A 16506-nucleotide genomic window follows, 5' to 3' on the forward strand; every position below is an offset into this window, starting at 1 on the left:
CATCCATGGTTCGGGAATGTCGAAGACTATAAACCGTTACGTTTACGGTACCGCATCAGATGAGGGCTGACCAGCAAATGCCGCACAGTCAGCCAGTTACGGAGATCACACCTGGCATTATGCGGTCACGATCACACGAATGCCTTCCAATGCCAGACTGGCGTGCCCTATCGCCTCTTTTGCCGCTTCGAACTGATCGCGGAAAAAGTCGATTTCCTCCTCACGAATCGCCGGATTCACCTTTTGCAATGCTTCCAGCCGACGGATTTCCGGTCCGAAACTGGCCTCCAACTGCTCAAGCGCCTGAGACTTCAGGGGCTCCAGATGAGGCTCCGACAACCGCTCCACGTGGTCCACCATGGTTTCCACCTGGGGCCGGATCTGCGGAACGATGGCCTGGGCCGTGCGCCGCCGGATATTCGAGCACATCTCGTTGAGCCGGTCGTGAGGCAACGCGCCCGAAAGCTCCTTGCCATTGACATCCACCAGCAGCCGAAGTGGCGAGACCGGCAGGTAGCGGGTCAGTTGGAGCGCTTCCGGTGCCGGGCAGTGCACAGTAAACAGGGCCTCCATCAACAGCGTTCCGGGCGGCAGCGCCTTTACGGAAAGACTGGCGAGGGCGGCCTTGCCAAGGCCGGAGCTGGTCACCGAGTCCATCACCCCCGTGACCATCGGGTGCTCCCAGCTCATGAAAGCCAGGTCTTCCCGCTCCAAGGCATTCTGTCGGTCCCAGGTCACGGTAATCCCGTCTTCCGGTAATTCGGCGACATGGCCGGCCTGATATTGCTCGCCGGGTCGCAGAATGTCGGAGTGATCGGCATGGTCTTCGACATCCACGCCGAGGATGTCAAAAGCCTCCATCATGTAATCCCGAACCCGGGCCTCGGATTCTTCGTCTTCGATGGCGGCGATCAGATCCTCTGCCACCTCAGGGCGACAGGAATTCAGCTCGATCAAGGCATCACGGCCAGCCTGCAAGAGCGTTTTCAGGCGCGTTGCTTCGTCCGCAGAGGCCTCGACGAGTCCATCAGCCACATCAAGGTCGCCATCAATAGCCTGCTGCCACTGGGCCTGCACCGCTTCCTGAACGGCAACGCCCACCGCGCAGCTCTCGGCAAAGGCGTTCAGGCCCTCGTGGAACCAGCGGAACTGCACCTCCTGACTGGTGCCACTGAGATAGGGCACGTGAATATCAATCGCTTCTGTCTGACCGATCCGGTCCAGCCGCCCGATGCGCTGCTCGAGCAAGTCCGGGTTTGCAGGCAGATCGAAGAGCACGAGATGATGGGCAAACTGGAAATTGCGGCCTTCGCTGCCGATTTCAGAGCAGATCAGCGCCTGGGCACCCTGCTCCGTGTCGGCGAAATAGGCGGCGGCGCGATCACGCTCGATCAGGCTCAGGTGTTCATGGAAGGCAGCACTGCGGATACCCGCCCGCAGCTGGAGATAATGTTCCAGGGCCATGGCGGTCTGGGCACTGGCACAGATCACCACCACTTTGGCCGGGCGCAGGCCGACCAGCTTTTTCTCAAGCCACTCAACCCGGGGATCGTCCGCCAGCCACTGCTCCTCGGGCACCAGTTGCTCCGGGGCCAACCCCTGAATACCTGAGGCCTGCCCTTCGTACATGGCCGGACAAGGCAACGGTGCAGGATCGGGTCGGCGCTCGGGAAATCCCTGGATGGCCGCCCGGGTGTTACGGAACAGCACGCGACCGGTACCATGCCGGTCCAGCAGGGCATCGATCACCGATTGCCTCGGATTGTCACCGGCAAACAGCTGGTCCAGCTCTTCACCCAACCATTCCCGCAGCAGCTTCTGATCACCCTCGCTGATATCGGAGCTTTCGTCCTGAAGACGCCGGACAACACTGTTGATGGCTTCATACTGCTGCTCTTCTCTGCGGAAGGTTTCCAGATCATGGAAACGGGCCGGGTCGAGAAGCCGCAGGCGGGCAAAGTGACTGGCGATACCCACCTGCTCGGGCGTTGCTGTCAGCAAGAGCAGGCCGCGGCTGACCGCCGACAGTTCCTCAACGATCCGGTATTCCGGGCTAACCTCTTCAGGGCTCCACGCAAGATGATGGGCCTCATCAACAATCATCAGGTCCCAGTGAGCCTTGAGGGCATCGTCCTGCGCCTTCTGGCTTTTCTTCAGGAAGTCGAGACTGCAGAGCACCAGCTGTTCGCTCTCGAACGGATTCACCGCATCTTCATCGCCAAAAATATGGTTTACCAGCGCATCCACGTCGCTTTCCTGCTCTTTCAGAGCGTCGTAGCGACCCTGATCCACTATGGAAAATCGCAGATTAAAGCGGCGGAGCATTTCCACCAGCCATTGATGGGTGAGGGAATCCGGCACCACGATCAAGGCACGCTTTGCCCGGCCAGTGTGCAGCTGATAGTGGAGGATCAGCCCCGCCTCGATGGTTTTGCCAAGACCGACCTCATCTGCCAGAAGAACCCGTGGCGCATGGCGCCGGGCAACTTCATGGGCAATGTATATCTGGTGTGGCAGATGCTGCGTGCGGGCGCCGATCAACCCCTGGGCTGACGATGCCCGCAGGCGGTTCATGTGCTGAAGCGTGGCAAACCTCAGGCGAAAGGCACCGTTGCGATCGAACTGGCCCGCGAACAGCCGCTGGTGCGGTGCAGAAAAATTCACGGATCCGGCGAGTTTCACCTCGGATATTTCGTGCAGATCGGTGCCGTCGTCCCCGTGATACAGGAGCACCCCGCCCCGGTCCTCAACTGCACGGACGGTGTACCGTTCGCCATCGAAGGTCTCAATCTCTTCCCCCAGCTGATAGATGATGCGGGACAGCGGGGCGTTATCAATCGCGTAGGTGCGCTCCTCATCGGCGGCGGGAAACCCGAGGGTCACCCGGCGCCCGGAGATATCCGTGACGATCCCGAGCCCCAGGCCGGTGTCACTGTGGCTGACCCAACGCTGACCAATAACAAATTCCGATGTATCCAAGAAACCTCCAGACCAATTAAGTTCTTGTGGCGCCGTTCTCACGCACCCAGTAAGCCGTCGCCCCACATACCGCCGCCGGAACGACAAACAAATTCAGCACCGGCACCATGGCAGCCAGCGCCACCGGCAGGCCAAAGCCAAAGGCAGACAGGCGGGTGTCGCCGAGCAACCGTCGCAGTGCGGGGAAACTGACCTTGTGGTTGTCTGCCGGGTAGTCCACGTATTGCAGCGCCATCATCCAGCTGTTGAACAGGAACCAGAGAACAGCAGCCACCAGATTAACAACCGGTATAAGACCGATGATCAGTAAACCGATAGCCCGCGGCAGGTAATACAGGATCTTCTGAACCTCGCGCCAGAGTGCGCGGGGAATATCCTTGATGATCGATGCCCAGCTGTCATCGGTATTCACCTCCTGGCCGGTCAGGTGCTTTTCTGTCAGCTCGGCAAGATAGCCATAGAAAGGGGAACCAATCAGATTGGCAACGATCACAAAGCCGTAGGCGAGCATCAGTACGATGACCGCCCCATACAGAATCCAGAACAACCAATCCAGTGCCTGAAGCCACGCCCAGTCCGGCAACCACGACATCGCGGTGGCAATCAGGCCTGCAAACAGCTCTCCCATGAAGAAGAACAGCAATCCGAAGAGCAGAATATTGATAACCAGTGGAATGATGACGAACAGCCGAAGACCGGGCTGACGAATCAGGCGGAAACCCTCACCCAGGTAGCCCAGTCCACGAAAAAAATTACCCTTGAGCATAGCTGGCAGGACCTCCGCTTCAATGACAATGACGGGGCGCAAAGCATATCATGTTGGCAACATTCCCACAGCCCGAGAACGCTCAGTGACTTCCCCGATGGATACATTGAAACAACAACTGACCAGCCTGCTGCAATTCCGCCCCCTCTGGCAGGCAGCCTTTGTGGTTTCCGTTCTGGCCATCGGGTTTCTGGCGACAACCGACAGCCCTCATGCCATACCTTCATCGTCGAACGACAAGGTGAACCATCTGATCGCCTTCCTCGAGCTCACCATCCTCACCCGGCTGGCCTGGCCGGAGCTCCGGCCCATCTGGTTTGCGCCGGCCCTGCTGGGCTTTGGCCTTGGCATTGAGCTTATCCAGGCAACCCTGCCCTATCGGGAATTTTCCCTGGCCGATCTGGCTGCGGACGGCGCCGGCATTGCCATCGGACTTCTTCCCTGGCCCGGCATCCGAAACGCCGGAAAACCGGATTTGCGAAATTCGCCAGAGTCGCTGTGAGATATCTCTTACAAAGGCGTGAGATCTTGCAGCGACGTTGTGTGCGCGGCAGTGGCAGAAACTCTTTAGAAAAAAGCTAACTCACTGATAACTTTGTTTTATTGGAGACACCCACGCTGACATCTCCTGCGATGCGTGCACAGTTCACACGTTTGTCAGAATCCAGTTGGTATATTGTTGTTGTCAAGGATGACAGGGAAATGGACGACGCACTGGATGCACCCCGGCAAGGATCGCGGGGAGAGGTAGGGACACAAGGACGCCTCGCTTAAGGGATAACTATTCGGATAGCCGGCTCGGATGCCGGCACCACGGAGTGGCTCAAGGATCTCGCAACAAGGCTGTTGCCAAATGCGCAAGGATGCGCCGACCTGTTCCGAGAAAGGGTAACCGTTTGGTTGCCCTTTATTTTTTTATACCTTCTTTTTTCTCACCTCTGATCCATCACTGGTTGTTCTCGGCCAGGTAGATACGAACCTGATTGAACTCCTCGAATTCGTTAAGATCCGGCCAGGTCCGGGCCTCAAGCGTTGTCTGCTTGCGGTAGGCATCGTCACCCAACACTTTCATCCGCGAATCCGCCAGCAGCAACCGAGGAGCCGCCTCGCGTAAAACGCCGAGCAACGGCCGGTTTTCCGGATCGTAGAGCACATCCGCAGCGGCCACGACATCTATTTCGTCCGGCCGGGCTGCCCAGTCAGGGCAAAGGCCAACGGAAACACCATTGAGAGCCGCATTCGCATTGGCCGCGTCCAGCGCAGCCGGATCAATGTCACAGGCGATGGCTTCCCTGGCTCCGGCCATTGCCGCCGCGACAGCCACGATTCCGGATCCCGAGCCGAAATCCAGGACGCGCTTGCCCTCAACCCAATGGGGATTGTCCAGAATCCAGTTGGCGAGCACCTGGCCGCTGGCCCAGCAGAACGACCAGTAGGCGGGTTCGGCAACGACCGCCTGGGCCTCTTCGTGCGATAACGGCCCCTCAAGCACCCTCGGGTCAAAGAGGTACAGGGCAATGCGCTCACAGCCGGCAGGACGGGAAACGGCCACCCGGCCTCGGGAGAGGGTTTTGCGCAGGTGCTGATTCAGACTGTCCACTGACATGGGGTACCCAACCTCAATTTTCCGGAAGGCGTCATTGTACCCGTGACCAGTCCGGGAAACAGGCGGCGACAAGCAGAAAAACCCCATTTCCGCTATACTGCCGCCTCCATCTGACAACTGGTTTACCGCTGAAATGGCAAGCAGACCCGACACCGACGACTACCTTTCCCTGTTCCTGAATGATGTGCCGCTGATGGACGTCCGGGCACCGGTAGAGTTCAGCCGTGGCAGCTTTCCGAATACCGAAAACGCGCCCCTGATGAACGATGAGGAGCGCCATCGGGTTGGCATCTGTTACAAAGAGAAAGGTCAGGACAAGGCGATTGAATTGGGGCACCAGCTTGTGTCCGGTGACATCAAGGCCCAGCGCATTGAAGCCTGGAAACGTTTTGTCGCCCGCCACCCGAACGGCTACCTGTTCTGTTTTCGGGGCGGCCTGCGCTCCCGGCTCACTCAGCAGTGGATCCGGGAGGCCGGCATTGACTACCCGCTGGTCAAAGGCGGCTACAAGGCATTGCGGCGATTCCTGATCGACAGTCTGGAAGCGCAGATCGAATCCGGCGAGTTCCGCATTCTCAGCGGGCGCACTGGAACCGGCAAAACGCGGGTTCTGCAACAGTTACCCAATCCGGTGGATCTTGAAGGCCTGGCTAATCACCGGGGCTCCAGTTTCGGGCGTCAGGTAACACCGCAGCCTTCACAAATCGATTTCGAGAATCGGCTGGCGGTAGCCATGCTCAAGGCCCGCCATCTGAACAGTGGTCCGGTCTATCTGGAAGATGAAAGCCGCCTGGTGGGCCGTTGCGCCCTGCCCGAATCCCTCAAGGAGCGCATGGCCAGGTCGCCGTTGCTGATCCTCGAGCAACCGATGGAAGAGCGTATTGGCATCATCCGTGAAGATTATGTTGAGGGAATGTACTCGGATTACGTGGACCGCGACGGGGCCGAAGCAGGGTGGCTGAATTTCCGGGATTATCTGCTGAGCGCCATTGACCGCATCCGCAAACGCCTGGGCGGGGAGCGACACCAGCAGCTGCGCGGCCTGATGGAACAGGCACTCCTGCAGCAGGAAGCCACTGGAGAGACAGCGGCCCACAACGCCTGGATCCAGTCGCTGCTCCAGGATTATTACGACCCCATGTACGACTACCAACTGGGCAAGAAAGAAGGCCGGATTCTTGTCCGCGGAGGCCCCGAGACCATTCTCGACTGGGCCAACAAGAGCTCGGTTGCGTAAGGCCCTGACTGAATATTACGCCTGCAGTACACAGCCCTGACATTTGTCTGCTATATAAAGGAATAGACGAATCAGGTTGTTGCAGTAATTTGTCCGTTAATCCGACACTTATGAAAAATACCAACGAACAAGGAGTCCTTTATGGAAGACCTATTTGGCGCTGAAGGCGGTGCCTCGGAACTCATGAATCAGGCCATGTCTCTGGTCATGACATACGCACCCAAGGTCGTGCTGGCCATTGTCACTCTGATTGTGGGCATGTGGCTGATCAACCGGTTTGTCGGCGTTCTAGATAACAAGCTGGGCAAAAAAGACCCCACCCTGAACAAGTTTCTCTGCGGCCTCATCGGAGCAATCCTCAAGATTCTGCTGCTGATCTCTGTCGCCTCCATGGTCGGCATTGCCACCACCTCCTTCATTGCCATTATCGGTGCTGCCGGCCTGGCCGTCGGTCTTGCGCTTCAGGGCAGCCTCGCCAACTTCGCCGGCGGCGTGCTGATCCTGATCTTCAAACCGTTCAAAGTTGGTGACGCGATTGATGCTCAGGGCTACCTCGGCTCCGTCCGCGAAATCTCCATCCTGTACACCATCGTCGACACCTTCGATAACCGCCGGATTGTGATCCCCAATGGTCAACTGGCCAACGCCAGCCTGACCAACCTGAGCGCCTATGAAACCCGTCGCTGCGACATGAGCTTCGGCATCGGCTACGGTGATGACATCGACAAGGCCAAGGCCATCTGCAAGCGCCTCATTGAAGAAGACGAGCGCGCACTGAAGGACCCCGAACCACTGGTCGTTGTTGGTGCCCTGGGCGAAAGCTCCGTCGATCTGACCGTTCGGGCCTGGACCAAATCAGGTGATCTCTGGCCCTTCTACTGGGACATGCATGAGAAAGTGAAGAAAGCATTCGACGCCGAGGGCATCAGCATTCCGTTCCCCCAGCGCGATATTCATATGATTAAAACCGACTGAGATTCGCGATCGGTTTCTCATTGATACATCCGGTTACTCGCAAACTGCGTAACCTCGACTAAGCTGACCATTAATGGCGGGGTTGACCAACCCCACCAGGCCATCGGGGCCAGGCAATCAGATCAACACAGGCTCCGGAACGCTGTCATTGCTGGTAGGAGGTTGTCACTATGCCGGTACAGCAGTTGAAGGAATTCCTCGATGAGGCAGGTGTGGAATACATGTGCCTCTCCCACCCTCCTGCATTTACCGCCCAGGAACTCGCCCACCACGTCAAGATTGCCGGCGACCGTGTCGTCAAAACGGTGATCATCGAACTGGATGGCAAAATGGCAATGCTGGTGATGCCGGCCACCTGGCGAATCCGCTGGGACAGGTTATCCCGCATCCTCGACACCGACTTTCTTGACCTCGCTGACGAACAGGAATTCCAGGACCGCTTCCCGGATTGCGAGGTAGGCGCCATGCCCCCCTTTGGCAACCTGTTCGGAATGACCGTGTACTGCGCGGAAGCCTTGACCGAACAGTCGGAACTTGCCTTTGCGGCGGGCAGTCACAGTGAATCTGTCCACATGAAGACCGCCGATTTCATTAACCTCGTGCAACCGATGGTACTGAACCAGGGCTTCAACAAACCCGGAGCCCAGAAGCCCGCCTGGCTGGTCAAAGGCCGTCGCCGGCCGGACGACGTTGCCAAGCAACGGGTATCAGGAATGGCCGGCTACTGAGGCTTTTCCTGCCGGCTTGATCCCGGTCTCTTGTCTGGCTGCCGCCATCGCGTAAACTGAGGGCATCAGACAGGAAACCGATATGACTCAAGCCTTTGATATTGTGGTAGTTGGTGCCGGCATGGTCGGTGCTGCCCTCGCCACTGGCCTTGGCCAGAATGGCTTCCGCGTTGCCCTGGTAGACCGGGCTCCGCCGCCCGCCTTCGATCCAGAAAACGCCCCCGATATACGGGTATCTGCCCTCAGCGCCGGCAGCGAGCGCTATCTTCAGAGCCTGGGCGCCTGGGACCATATCCTTCACATGCGGGCAACGCCCTACAAACGACTGGCCGTATGGGATGAAACCCGCTATCCACTGCAGAACCTGGTGCCCCGGAAGCTGGCCGAAGTCCAGTTCGACGCCACCGAGCTTGGCGCACAGCACCTGGGGCATATTGTCGAGAACTCGGTTACCCAACAGGCACTCTGGCAAACCGCCGAGGCCTGCCCCCAGGTATCCCTGTTCCACGGTCAGGGTGTCGCCTCACTGGCGCAGTCCGGTGATACCGCGACGGTCACCCTTGATGATGGCCGCGAGCTGCTCGCAGCCCTGGTGGTCGGAGCCGATGGCGCCCAGTCCCGAATTCGCGAGCTGGCCGGCATTGGCACCACCCGGAACCAGTATGAACAGCAGGCGATGGTCGTCTCGGTACGTTATCAGGGGCCGGTTGAAGACATTACCTGGCAAGGCTTCCACCCTTCCGGACCACGCGCCTTCCTGCCCCTGCACAGCGCCGGCCCGGACCATCCCGGCGAGAGCTGGGGCTCCCTGGTCTGGTACGATTCGCCGGAGGAACTGGCCCGCTTGAAAGGCCTGGACGACAGGGCCCTGATGGAACAAATCCAGTCATCGTTCCCTGCAAGCCTGCCACTGCTGACCCACATCGACAGCAAGGCCTCGTTTCCCATCGCCCGTCAGCACGCCAAACACTACCACGCCGGGCGAGTGGTCCTGGCCGGAGATTCAGCCCACACCATCAACCCGCTGGCTGGCCAGGGCGTGAACCTGGGCTTCCAGGATGCCCAGGCCCTACAGGCAGTCCTCAAGGAAGCCAGGCGCGCCGATGATGATCTGGCCGCCCAGAAGTGGCTGAACCTTTACGAGCAACAGCGCCGACCAGCGAACCGCAGAATGATGCTGACCATGGATGTGTTTTACCATCTGTTCAGTAACCGGATTCCGCCCGTCCATCTGCTGCGCAATCTGGGCCTGGGCGCCGCCCGCGCCCTGCCCTTCGCCCGCAACCGGGTGGCCCGCTACGCCATGGGCATCGACGAGGAACTGCCGGCCGTGGTGCGGCAGATAGCCTCCCGGATTCCGGGCCTGAATCAGCTTTAGAGCCAAACAACAATCCCAAGGACAAGTGAAAAGGAGCCACCATGTCAAAGACGATTTTCACCAAGATCATCAACCGGGAAATTCCCGCGGACATCCTCTACGAAGACGACATCGCCCTCGCTTTCAGCGACATAAACCCTCAGGCGCCGGTTCATTTCCTGGTCATCCCGAAAAAGGCCATTGCCACCATTAACGACATCACCGAAGATGATCGGGAGCTGGTGGGGCATCTGTATCTGGTGGCAGCGAAGATTGCCAAGGAGAAGGGGTTTGCCGACGACGGCTATCGGGTTGTCATGAACTGCGGGGAGAATTCCGGGCAGACAGTGTTTCACATCCACCTGCACGTTCTCGGTGGCAAGCCGCTGGGCTGGCCTCCGTATACCGACAAAATGAAGCAGGCCTGATTTTTTAGGCTTGGGTGGAGGGACGGCATGTGGTGGAGCTTTCCGGGACCCGCTCGAGCCGTCCCTGGTCGCTTGACTTTCGCCATCCATGGCGAAAGACAGTCCCGGAAAGCCCCACCACACGCCGTCCGGCCAAACTATTGCATTACGCCTGCAACCAACTACCAAAGATGACTGAAGCGAACTGGAGAGCAGCACCCAGCTTCGGGCAAGTGGGCTGGTAGTGCTGTTTGGGACTATCTTTCGCCATGGATGGCGAAAGCTAAGCGCGCATGGATGCCTTGAGCGTGTCCCAAACAGCACTACCAGCCCGCTTGCTTCCTCCAAAGCAAAAAATCAGCGGCCGACCACCTTCTCAGCCTCTTCCACCGGCGTATGACGAACGTCCTCGCCTTTGACCATGAAAATCACGTTCTCGGCGATGTTGCACGCGTGGTCACCTACCCGCTCCAGGGCACGAAGCACCCACATCACGGACATGCACCGTGAGATGTTGCGGGTATCTTCCATCATGAACGTCAGCAGAGTACGGGCCGCTGCCTGATATTCCTCATCGACGCGCTTGTCTTCCTTCATGATCCGCAGTGCCTGCTCGGAATCCAGCCGGGCAAAGGCATCCAGGGCATCGTGAAGCATGCTGAGCACGTGGGTGCCAATGTGGCGTACTTCCACATAGCCCCGCGGGGCCTGGCCTTCTTCCTGCAGCTTGATCGCAAGCTTGGCGATTTTCTTGGCCTCGTCGCCAACCCGTTCAAGGTCGGCCACCATCTTGATGACCGAGATCACCAGACGCAGATCCCTTGCCGTCGGCTGGCGACGGGCGATGATCAGGGTGGCTTCCTCGTCGATTTCCACTTCCATCCGGTCAACTTTCTTGTCGTTGGCACGGATTTCGTCGGCCAGATGACCATCGCCATCCACCAGGGCCTGAATGGCGTTCTCGACCTGGGATTCCACCATGCCACCCATTTTCAGGAACTCGGTCTTGAGTTCCATCAGTTCGTTATTGAACTTGTGGGAGATGTGATCCCCGTAAACTTCGTCCTTCTTCGTAGGCATACTGTTCTTCTCCAAAATTCCTCAGGTCCGGAATCAGCCGAAACGGCCGGTGATGTAGGACTCGGTCAGTTCATGTTCCGGCGAGGTGAATACCTTGTTGGTCTCGTTCACTTCCACCAGGTGCCCCAGGTGAAAGTAGGCCGTGCGGTGGGATACCCTGGCCGCCTGCTGCATCGAGTGGGTCACGATAACGATCGTGTAGCTTTCGGACAGTTCGGCAATAAGCTCTTCCACTTTCGCGGTCGCGATAGGGTCCAGGGCCGAGCAGGGCTCGTCCATCAGCACCACTTCCGGGCTCACGGCAATTGCACGGGCAATACACAGACGCTGTTGCTGGCCGCCGGACATACCGGTTGCGTTGGCGTCCAGGCGATCCTTTACTTCTTCCCAGAGGCCGGCCTTGCGCAGGCTGTTTTCCACAATCTCGTCCAGATCCGACTTGCGGTTGGCCAGGCCGTGAATCCGGGGACCGTAAGCCACGTTGTCATAGATGGACTTGGGAAAGGGGTTCGGCTTCTGGAATACCATACCGACCCTGGCCCGCAGTTCGACCACATCCCGCTTGGGGTCGTAAATGTCGTGGTCGTCCAGTTGCAGGGAACCCTTCACACGACAGATATCGATGCTGTCGTTCATGCGATTCAGGCAGCGCAGGAAGGTGGATTTGCCGCAACCGGATGGGCCGATGAAGGCAATGACTTCGTTACGGCCAATATCAAGGCTGATCTTCTTGATCGCGGGGGCATCCCCGTAGAATACCTCGACATCCCGAAGCTTGAACTTGGGGTCGTCCGAGTAAGGCTTACCGACGGTCTTGCCTTCCTCGATGATGGTTTCAGCGGGCTTCGATTCCTGAACTGGCACGGCAACCTCGTCCGGTTGGGTAACTTCACTGGTAATGGTTGTATTCACACTATTCATCTTGATTCTCCTTACCACCGGCGCTCGAGACGTTTGCGCATCCAGATGGCCAATGCGTTCATACTGATCAGGAAGGCCAGCAGCACCATGATGGCTGCCGACGCTCGCTCAATAAAGGCCAGCTCCGGGCTGCCCGCCCACAGGAACACCTGCACAGGCAGCACCGTCGCCGAATCGAAGAACCCGTCGGGTACGTCCACAATGAACGCCACCATACCGATCAGCAGCAGCGGTGCGGTTTCACCCAGTGCCTGGGCCATACCGATGATGGAACCGGTGAGCATACCCGGCATGGCCAGCGGCAGCACATGGTGCAGAACTACCTGCATCTTGGATGCACCGATACCTTCAGCGGCCTCCCGGATCGAGGGTGGTACGCTTTTGATCGCGGCCCGGCTGGAAATGATGATGGTCGGCAGAGTCATCAACGTCAGCACCAGACCACCAACCACCGGAACCGAACGTGGCATCCCGAACAGGTTGATAAACACCGCGAGGCCAAGCAGACCAAAGATGATGGAAGGAACCGCCGCCAGGTTGTTGATATTCACCTCGATAAAATCGGTGAATTTGTTCTGGGGCGCGAATTCTTCCAGGTAGATCGCCGCGGCCACACCAATCGGGAACGAGAGGATCAGGGTAACGAACATGGTCAGCAGCGAACCGACAATGGCGCCAAGAATACCTGCCTTGGACGGATCACGGGAATCGCCGCCACTGAAGAACACATCATTGAACGATGTCTCGATAACGTCCCGCTCCAGAAGCTCATCGACCCAGGTTTTTTGCTGGTCGTTCAGCTTGATCGAGTAGGCATCATCCCCTGCATGCTTGACGTAGACATCCACATCCGTGTGCGTGAGAAAGGTCATGGTCTGGGTGGTGCCCAACCAATCGGGGTTTGCCTTCAGGGCATCCCGTAGCGTCACCGAGGCGTACGGGTTGATCAGCTCGCGAACCTGATTCCGGTCATCCTCCGTTGCTCCAGGGATCTCCTTGATCAGTGCCTGAACCAGAGGCTCGACAAAATCGGCCATCTTGATCTGACGCTCGTCCGTGGGATCATCCAGATACATCATCTCACCATCCAACTGCACATCCATGGTGATGGTGGTCTTCACGAAGCCGGTATAACCCTTGCCGATGATATCGGTGAACAGGATTAACAGGGCCCCCAGGGCAATGGCGATTGCCATGATGCCGTAGGCGCGGAAACGGCGTTCCTTACGGTAGCGACGCTTGAGCGACTGGCGGACAATCTCCGCCTGTGAACGTTGGTCAGTCATACTGTTCCCGATATTTGCGTACGATTTTCAGTGCAATGACGTTGAGCAACAGGGTTGCCAGGAAGAGCATGGCGCCCAATGCGAAGGCAGCCAGCGTCTTGGCGCTGTCGAATTCCTGGTCACCGGTGAGCAGGGTCACGATCTGCACGGTTACGGTGGTAACCGTTTCCAGCGGGTTGGCCGTCAGGTTAGCAGCCAGACCAGCGGCCATGACCACGATCATGGTTTCACCGATGGCCCGGGAGACCGCCAGCAGAATACCGCCCATGATGCCGGGCAGTGCAGCCGGGAAAATCACCTTTTTCATGGTCTCGGACTGGGTGGCTCCGAGCGCAAGAGAGCCATCACGCATGGCCTGGGGCACGGCATTGATCACGTCATCCGACAGGGAAGACACAAACGGAATGATCATGATGCCCATAACGGCACCAGCGGCCAGGGCACTCTGGCTTGATGCCTCGATACCCATGGATGCGGCCAGATCGCTGATAAACGGAGCGACCGTAAGAGCGGCGAAGAAGCCGTAAACCACGGTGGGAATACCCGCCAGCATTTCCAGCAACGGCTTGACCACACCGCGCACCTTTCTACCCGCGTATTCCGACAGGTAAATGGCCGACAGCAAGCCCACCGGCACAGCCACAACCATGGCAATGGCAGAAATCAGAAGGGTACCTGTAAACAGGGGAATCATCCCGAAGGCGCCCTGAGAAGCCACCTGATCGGCCCTCAGAGCGGTCTGGGGGCTCCAGTGACTACCAAAGATAAATTCGGTGAACGGGACCTTGCCAAAGAAACGAAAAGTCTCGAACGCCACCGAGAAAATGATTCCGACGGTGGTCAATATAGCCAGGGCCGCACAGGCGAAAAATACCCACTTGAGAATGGACTCGACCTGGGAACGGGCATTCAGGCGGGGGCGAATTCTCAACCACCCGAGAAAACCCGCAAGCACGGCAACCGAGATTACAAGACCAGACATCAGGAACCGACTCTGCGTGCGCAGTGCCTGTAAACGCTCGGCGGCCTCAGCTATCGGTGCTTCAACGAAGCCAGGAGGCAAGGCTCCGCTGGCCACATTGCTGATCTTGCTCAACAGCAGGCTCGCCTCACCGTCGGTCGCCGGGATTATACCTTCAGGCAAACCACCAATAACGATCATCTGGATGACTTTGCCCTGGAATGCCGCCCAAAGACCAAGCACGATAAGAGCGGGGATACCGCTCCACAATGCCGCTCGGGCTCCGTAATAAAAAGGCAGGGACTTGAGGTGACGGATCCCACCCAGCGGCATCGCCAACGACCGGGAGCGAGCGTAACCGAGCCAATAGGCCACGATCGCCAGCACCAGAGTCAGTAATAAAAGATTAGCCGGTTGCATGAAAATTCCTGTATTCGACTTCGAATTGGCGCACAGTTTACAGATTCAGCTCTGAACTCGCACCGGATCGTCCAAACGTGCAAAAGGTGCGGGCCTCCAACGAGACCCGCACCTCCATTCTTGACCGGACGACGGTCTTACTTGAGCTCGTCCAGGGTCAGGTTCGGCATGCTTTCTGCCTTGTCCATCAGGTCCATCAAAGCAGCCCGCGGCGGCACGATCAGGCCCACATCTTTCAGGTAGCCGTTCTGGCCCATGGCAGCGTTGCTGGTGAACTCACTGACATACTCCGCAATGCCCGGAACCACACCAACATGAGCTTTCTTCACGTAGAAGAACAGCGAACGGGCCACCGGATACTCATCCGCAGCAATGGCTTCGGCAGTCGGGATCATACCGTTCAGAGTGGCAGCCTGCAGACGGTCTGCGTTTTCTTCCAGGAAGCTGTAACCGAATACACCGTACATGCCGGTGTCGCCAATCAGCTTCTGCACGATCAGGTTGTCGTTTTCACCCGCTTCGATAAAGGCGCCGTCTTCACGAACGCTTTCGCAGATGGAGGCGTGCTCGTCCTTGCTCAGGCTGGCGGCTTCAGGCAGCTCGTCGCAACCAGCGGCGAGAGCCAACTCGTTGAAGGAATCACGGGTGCCGGAAGTCGGGGGCGGACCCATTACACGAATCGGCTTGTTCGGCAGGCTGGAGTCAACATCGCTCCAGTTTTTGTTCGGGTTGGCTACCCACTCGCCGTTAACAGGCACTTTGGAACCGAGGGCCAGGAACAGCTGCTCGAGGGTGATATCGAGGTTCTCAGCTTCTTTAGAGCTGGCGATCACGATGCCGTCAGAACCAATGCGGAATTCGGTGATGTCTGTAACGCCGTTGCTCTGGCAGAGTTCGAACTCGGACGTCTTCATGCGACGTGACGCGTTGGTGATGTCCGGGTGCTGGGTGCCGATGCCCTGGCAGAAAAGCTTGAGACCGCCGCCTGAACCGGTGGATTCCAGCTTGGGTGTGCTGAAGTCGGTCTTGGTGCCGAAACGCTCGGCAACAACTGTGGCGAACGGATAAACAGTTGAGGAACCCACGATGCTGATGGTGTCACGGGCCATGGCTGGTGCAGACATGGCGGCTACGGAGCCGGCCAGTGCTACAGTCGCGAGTGCTTTGTTCAGTTTCATCACGTCATGTCTCCATTTTTTGGTTTGGACGTTTTGTCGGATGTGCTTTACCGATGGGTGCAGACTAATGGCACTCTGTGACAACTTTGTTACAGCTTCTGAAATATAGTCAGGAATGTTCAAATTTGCTTGCAGCGCTGCTTCAGCCCGCTACCATGCGTGTTAAAACAATTCCAGGCTCGCAAGAAGGCAGTACTATGACAGCGTTAGATGATGACAAACCCACGCCCCGTGGCGAACTCACCCTGCAGATTATCCCGCTCCCCTCAGACACCAATGCCAATGGCGATGTCTTTGCCGGCTGGCTGGTAAAACAGATGGATCTCGCCGCGGCGACCATGGCCGGACGGATTTCCCAGGGCCGTAACGCCACCGTGGCCATGGACCGGATGGAGTTCCTGTCACCGTTGCGAGTAGGGTCCCAGGTAGGTTGTTACTGCGAACTCGTCGATATCGGCCGCAGTTCCATGAAAATCAGCGTGGAAGTGTGGACCCTTGACCGCACTGCCAAGAATCCACGTAAGGTCACCGAGGGTCTGTTCGTCTACGTTGCCATTGATGAGCACGGTCGGATCCGCGAGGTGCCGGAGCAGGTTCTCTGACCC

The 16506-nt window shown here is 58.1% G+C and carries 15 protein-coding genes; 7 read left to right on the plus strand and 8 right to left on the minus strand.

Annotation, left to right across the window (positions count from 1 at the left end):
- Nucleotides 1–117: 117 nt before the first annotated feature.
- Together rapA and cysZ are read right to left on the minus strand one after the other, a co-directional pair.
- Nucleotides 118–2979, minus strand: coding sequence for an RNA polymerase-associated protein RapA (gene rapA / locus ACGK9W_RS15040; RefSeq protein ID WP_008172956.1), 2862 nt, complete (start codon nucleotides 2977–2979; stop codon nucleotides 118–120).
- Nucleotides 2980–2995: 16 nt separating this feature from the next.
- A complete protein-coding gene (gene cysZ, locus ACGK9W_RS15045; RefSeq protein ID WP_008172957.1) occupies nucleotides 2996–3745 on the minus strand; it encodes a sulfate transporter CysZ in 750 nt (249 codons plus the stop codon).
- Nucleotides 3746–3842: 97 nt separating this feature from the next.
- On the opposite strand from cysZ, the gene ACGK9W_RS15050 reads away from it, so the two are divergent.
- Nucleotides 3843–4247 carry a VanZ family protein gene (locus tag ACGK9W_RS15050; protein ID WP_039881983.1) on the plus strand — a complete coding sequence of 135 codons (405 nt, stop codon included), beginning with the start codon at nucleotides 3843–3845 and terminating at the stop codon, nucleotides 4245–4247.
- Nucleotides 4248–4691: 444 nt separating this feature from the next.
- On the opposite strand, the gene ACGK9W_RS15055 is transcribed toward ACGK9W_RS15050, so the two are convergent.
- Complete coding sequence (locus tag ACGK9W_RS15055) at nucleotides 4692–5351, minus strand: class I SAM-dependent methyltransferase (RefSeq protein WP_405417349.1); 660 nt, start codon at nucleotides 5349–5351, stop codon at nucleotides 4692–4694.
- Between the two features lie 133 nt (nucleotides 5352–5484).
- On the opposite strand from ACGK9W_RS15055, the gene mnmH reads away from it, so the two are divergent.
- The 5 genes from mnmH (at nucleotide 5485) to ACGK9W_RS15080 (ending at nucleotide 10076) form a co-directional block, all read left to right on the plus strand.
- Nucleotides 5485–6588 (plus strand): tRNA 2-selenouridine(34) synthase MnmH, encoded by a 1104-nt coding sequence (gene mnmH / locus ACGK9W_RS15060; RefSeq protein ID WP_008172960.1) that lies wholly within the window; start codon nucleotides 5485–5487, stop codon nucleotides 6586–6588.
- A gap of 141 nt (nucleotides 6589–6729) precedes the next feature.
- Entirely contained in the window at nucleotides 6730–7563 is an 834-nt protein-coding gene (locus ACGK9W_RS15065; protein ID WP_008172961.1) for a mechanosensitive ion channel family protein, read from the plus strand.
- Nucleotides 7564–7733: 170 nt separating this feature from the next.
- Nucleotides 7734–8291: an aminoacyl-tRNA deacylase gene (locus tag ACGK9W_RS15070; RefSeq protein ID WP_008172962.1), complete on the plus strand. Its 558-nt coding sequence runs from the start codon at nucleotides 7734–7736 to the stop codon at nucleotides 8289–8291.
- 82 nt (nucleotides 8292–8373) lie between these two features.
- Complete coding sequence (locus ACGK9W_RS15075; RefSeq protein ID WP_008172963.1) at nucleotides 8374–9669, plus strand: FAD-dependent monooxygenase; 1296 nt, start codon at nucleotides 8374–8376, stop codon at nucleotides 9667–9669.
- A 41-nt stretch (nucleotides 9670–9710) separates the two neighbouring features.
- Entirely contained in the window at nucleotides 9711–10076 is a 366-nt protein-coding gene (locus ACGK9W_RS15080; RefSeq protein ID WP_008172964.1) for a histidine triad nucleotide-binding protein, read from the plus strand.
- 336 nt (nucleotides 10077–10412) lie between these two features.
- On the opposite strand, the gene phoU is transcribed toward ACGK9W_RS15080, so the two are convergent.
- The 5 genes from phoU to ACGK9W_RS15105 all read right to left on the minus strand — a co-directional run bounded on the left by phoU (nucleotide 10413) and on the right by ACGK9W_RS15105 (nucleotide 15901).
- Entirely contained in the window at nucleotides 10413–11135 is a 723-nt protein-coding gene (phoU, locus tag ACGK9W_RS15085; protein WP_088558819.1) for a phosphate signaling complex protein PhoU, read from the minus strand.
- A gap of 33 nt (nucleotides 11136–11168) precedes the next feature.
- Complete coding sequence (pstB, locus tag ACGK9W_RS15090; protein WP_041645688.1) at nucleotides 11169–12056, minus strand: phosphate ABC transporter ATP-binding protein PstB; 888 nt, start codon at nucleotides 12054–12056, stop codon at nucleotides 11169–11171.
- A gap of 11 nt (nucleotides 12057–12067) precedes the next feature.
- On the minus strand, nucleotides 12068–13342 hold the full coding sequence (gene pstA, locus ACGK9W_RS15095) for a phosphate ABC transporter permease PstA (RefSeq protein ID WP_053113208.1): 1275 nt from the start codon (nucleotides 13340–13342) through the stop codon (nucleotides 12068–12070).
- Nucleotides 13335–14723 carry a phosphate ABC transporter permease subunit PstC gene (gene pstC, locus ACGK9W_RS15100; protein WP_008172968.1) on the minus strand — a complete coding sequence of 463 codons (1389 nt, stop codon included), beginning with the start codon at nucleotides 14721–14723 and terminating at the stop codon, nucleotides 13335–13337. The genes pstA and pstC overlap by 8 nt, the downstream gene beginning before the upstream one ends.
- A 137-nt stretch (nucleotides 14724–14860) precedes the next feature.
- Nucleotides 14861–15901 (minus strand): substrate-binding domain-containing protein, encoded by a 1041-nt coding sequence (locus ACGK9W_RS15105; protein ID WP_008172969.1) that lies wholly within the window; start codon nucleotides 15899–15901, stop codon nucleotides 14861–14863.
- Between the two features lie 197 nt (nucleotides 15902–16098).
- Between ACGK9W_RS15105 and ACGK9W_RS15110 the strand changes: the two genes are divergently transcribed.
- Complete coding sequence (locus ACGK9W_RS15110) at nucleotides 16099–16503, plus strand: acyl-CoA thioesterase (RefSeq protein WP_008172970.1); 405 nt, start codon at nucleotides 16099–16101, stop codon at nucleotides 16501–16503.
- Nucleotides 16504–16506: the final 3 nt, after the last annotated feature.

The sequence above is a fragment of the Marinobacter flavimaris genome (genome assembly GCF_045057155.1).
GTDB lineage: Bacteria > Pseudomonadota > Gammaproteobacteria > Pseudomonadales > Oleiphilaceae > Marinobacter > Marinobacter manganoxydans.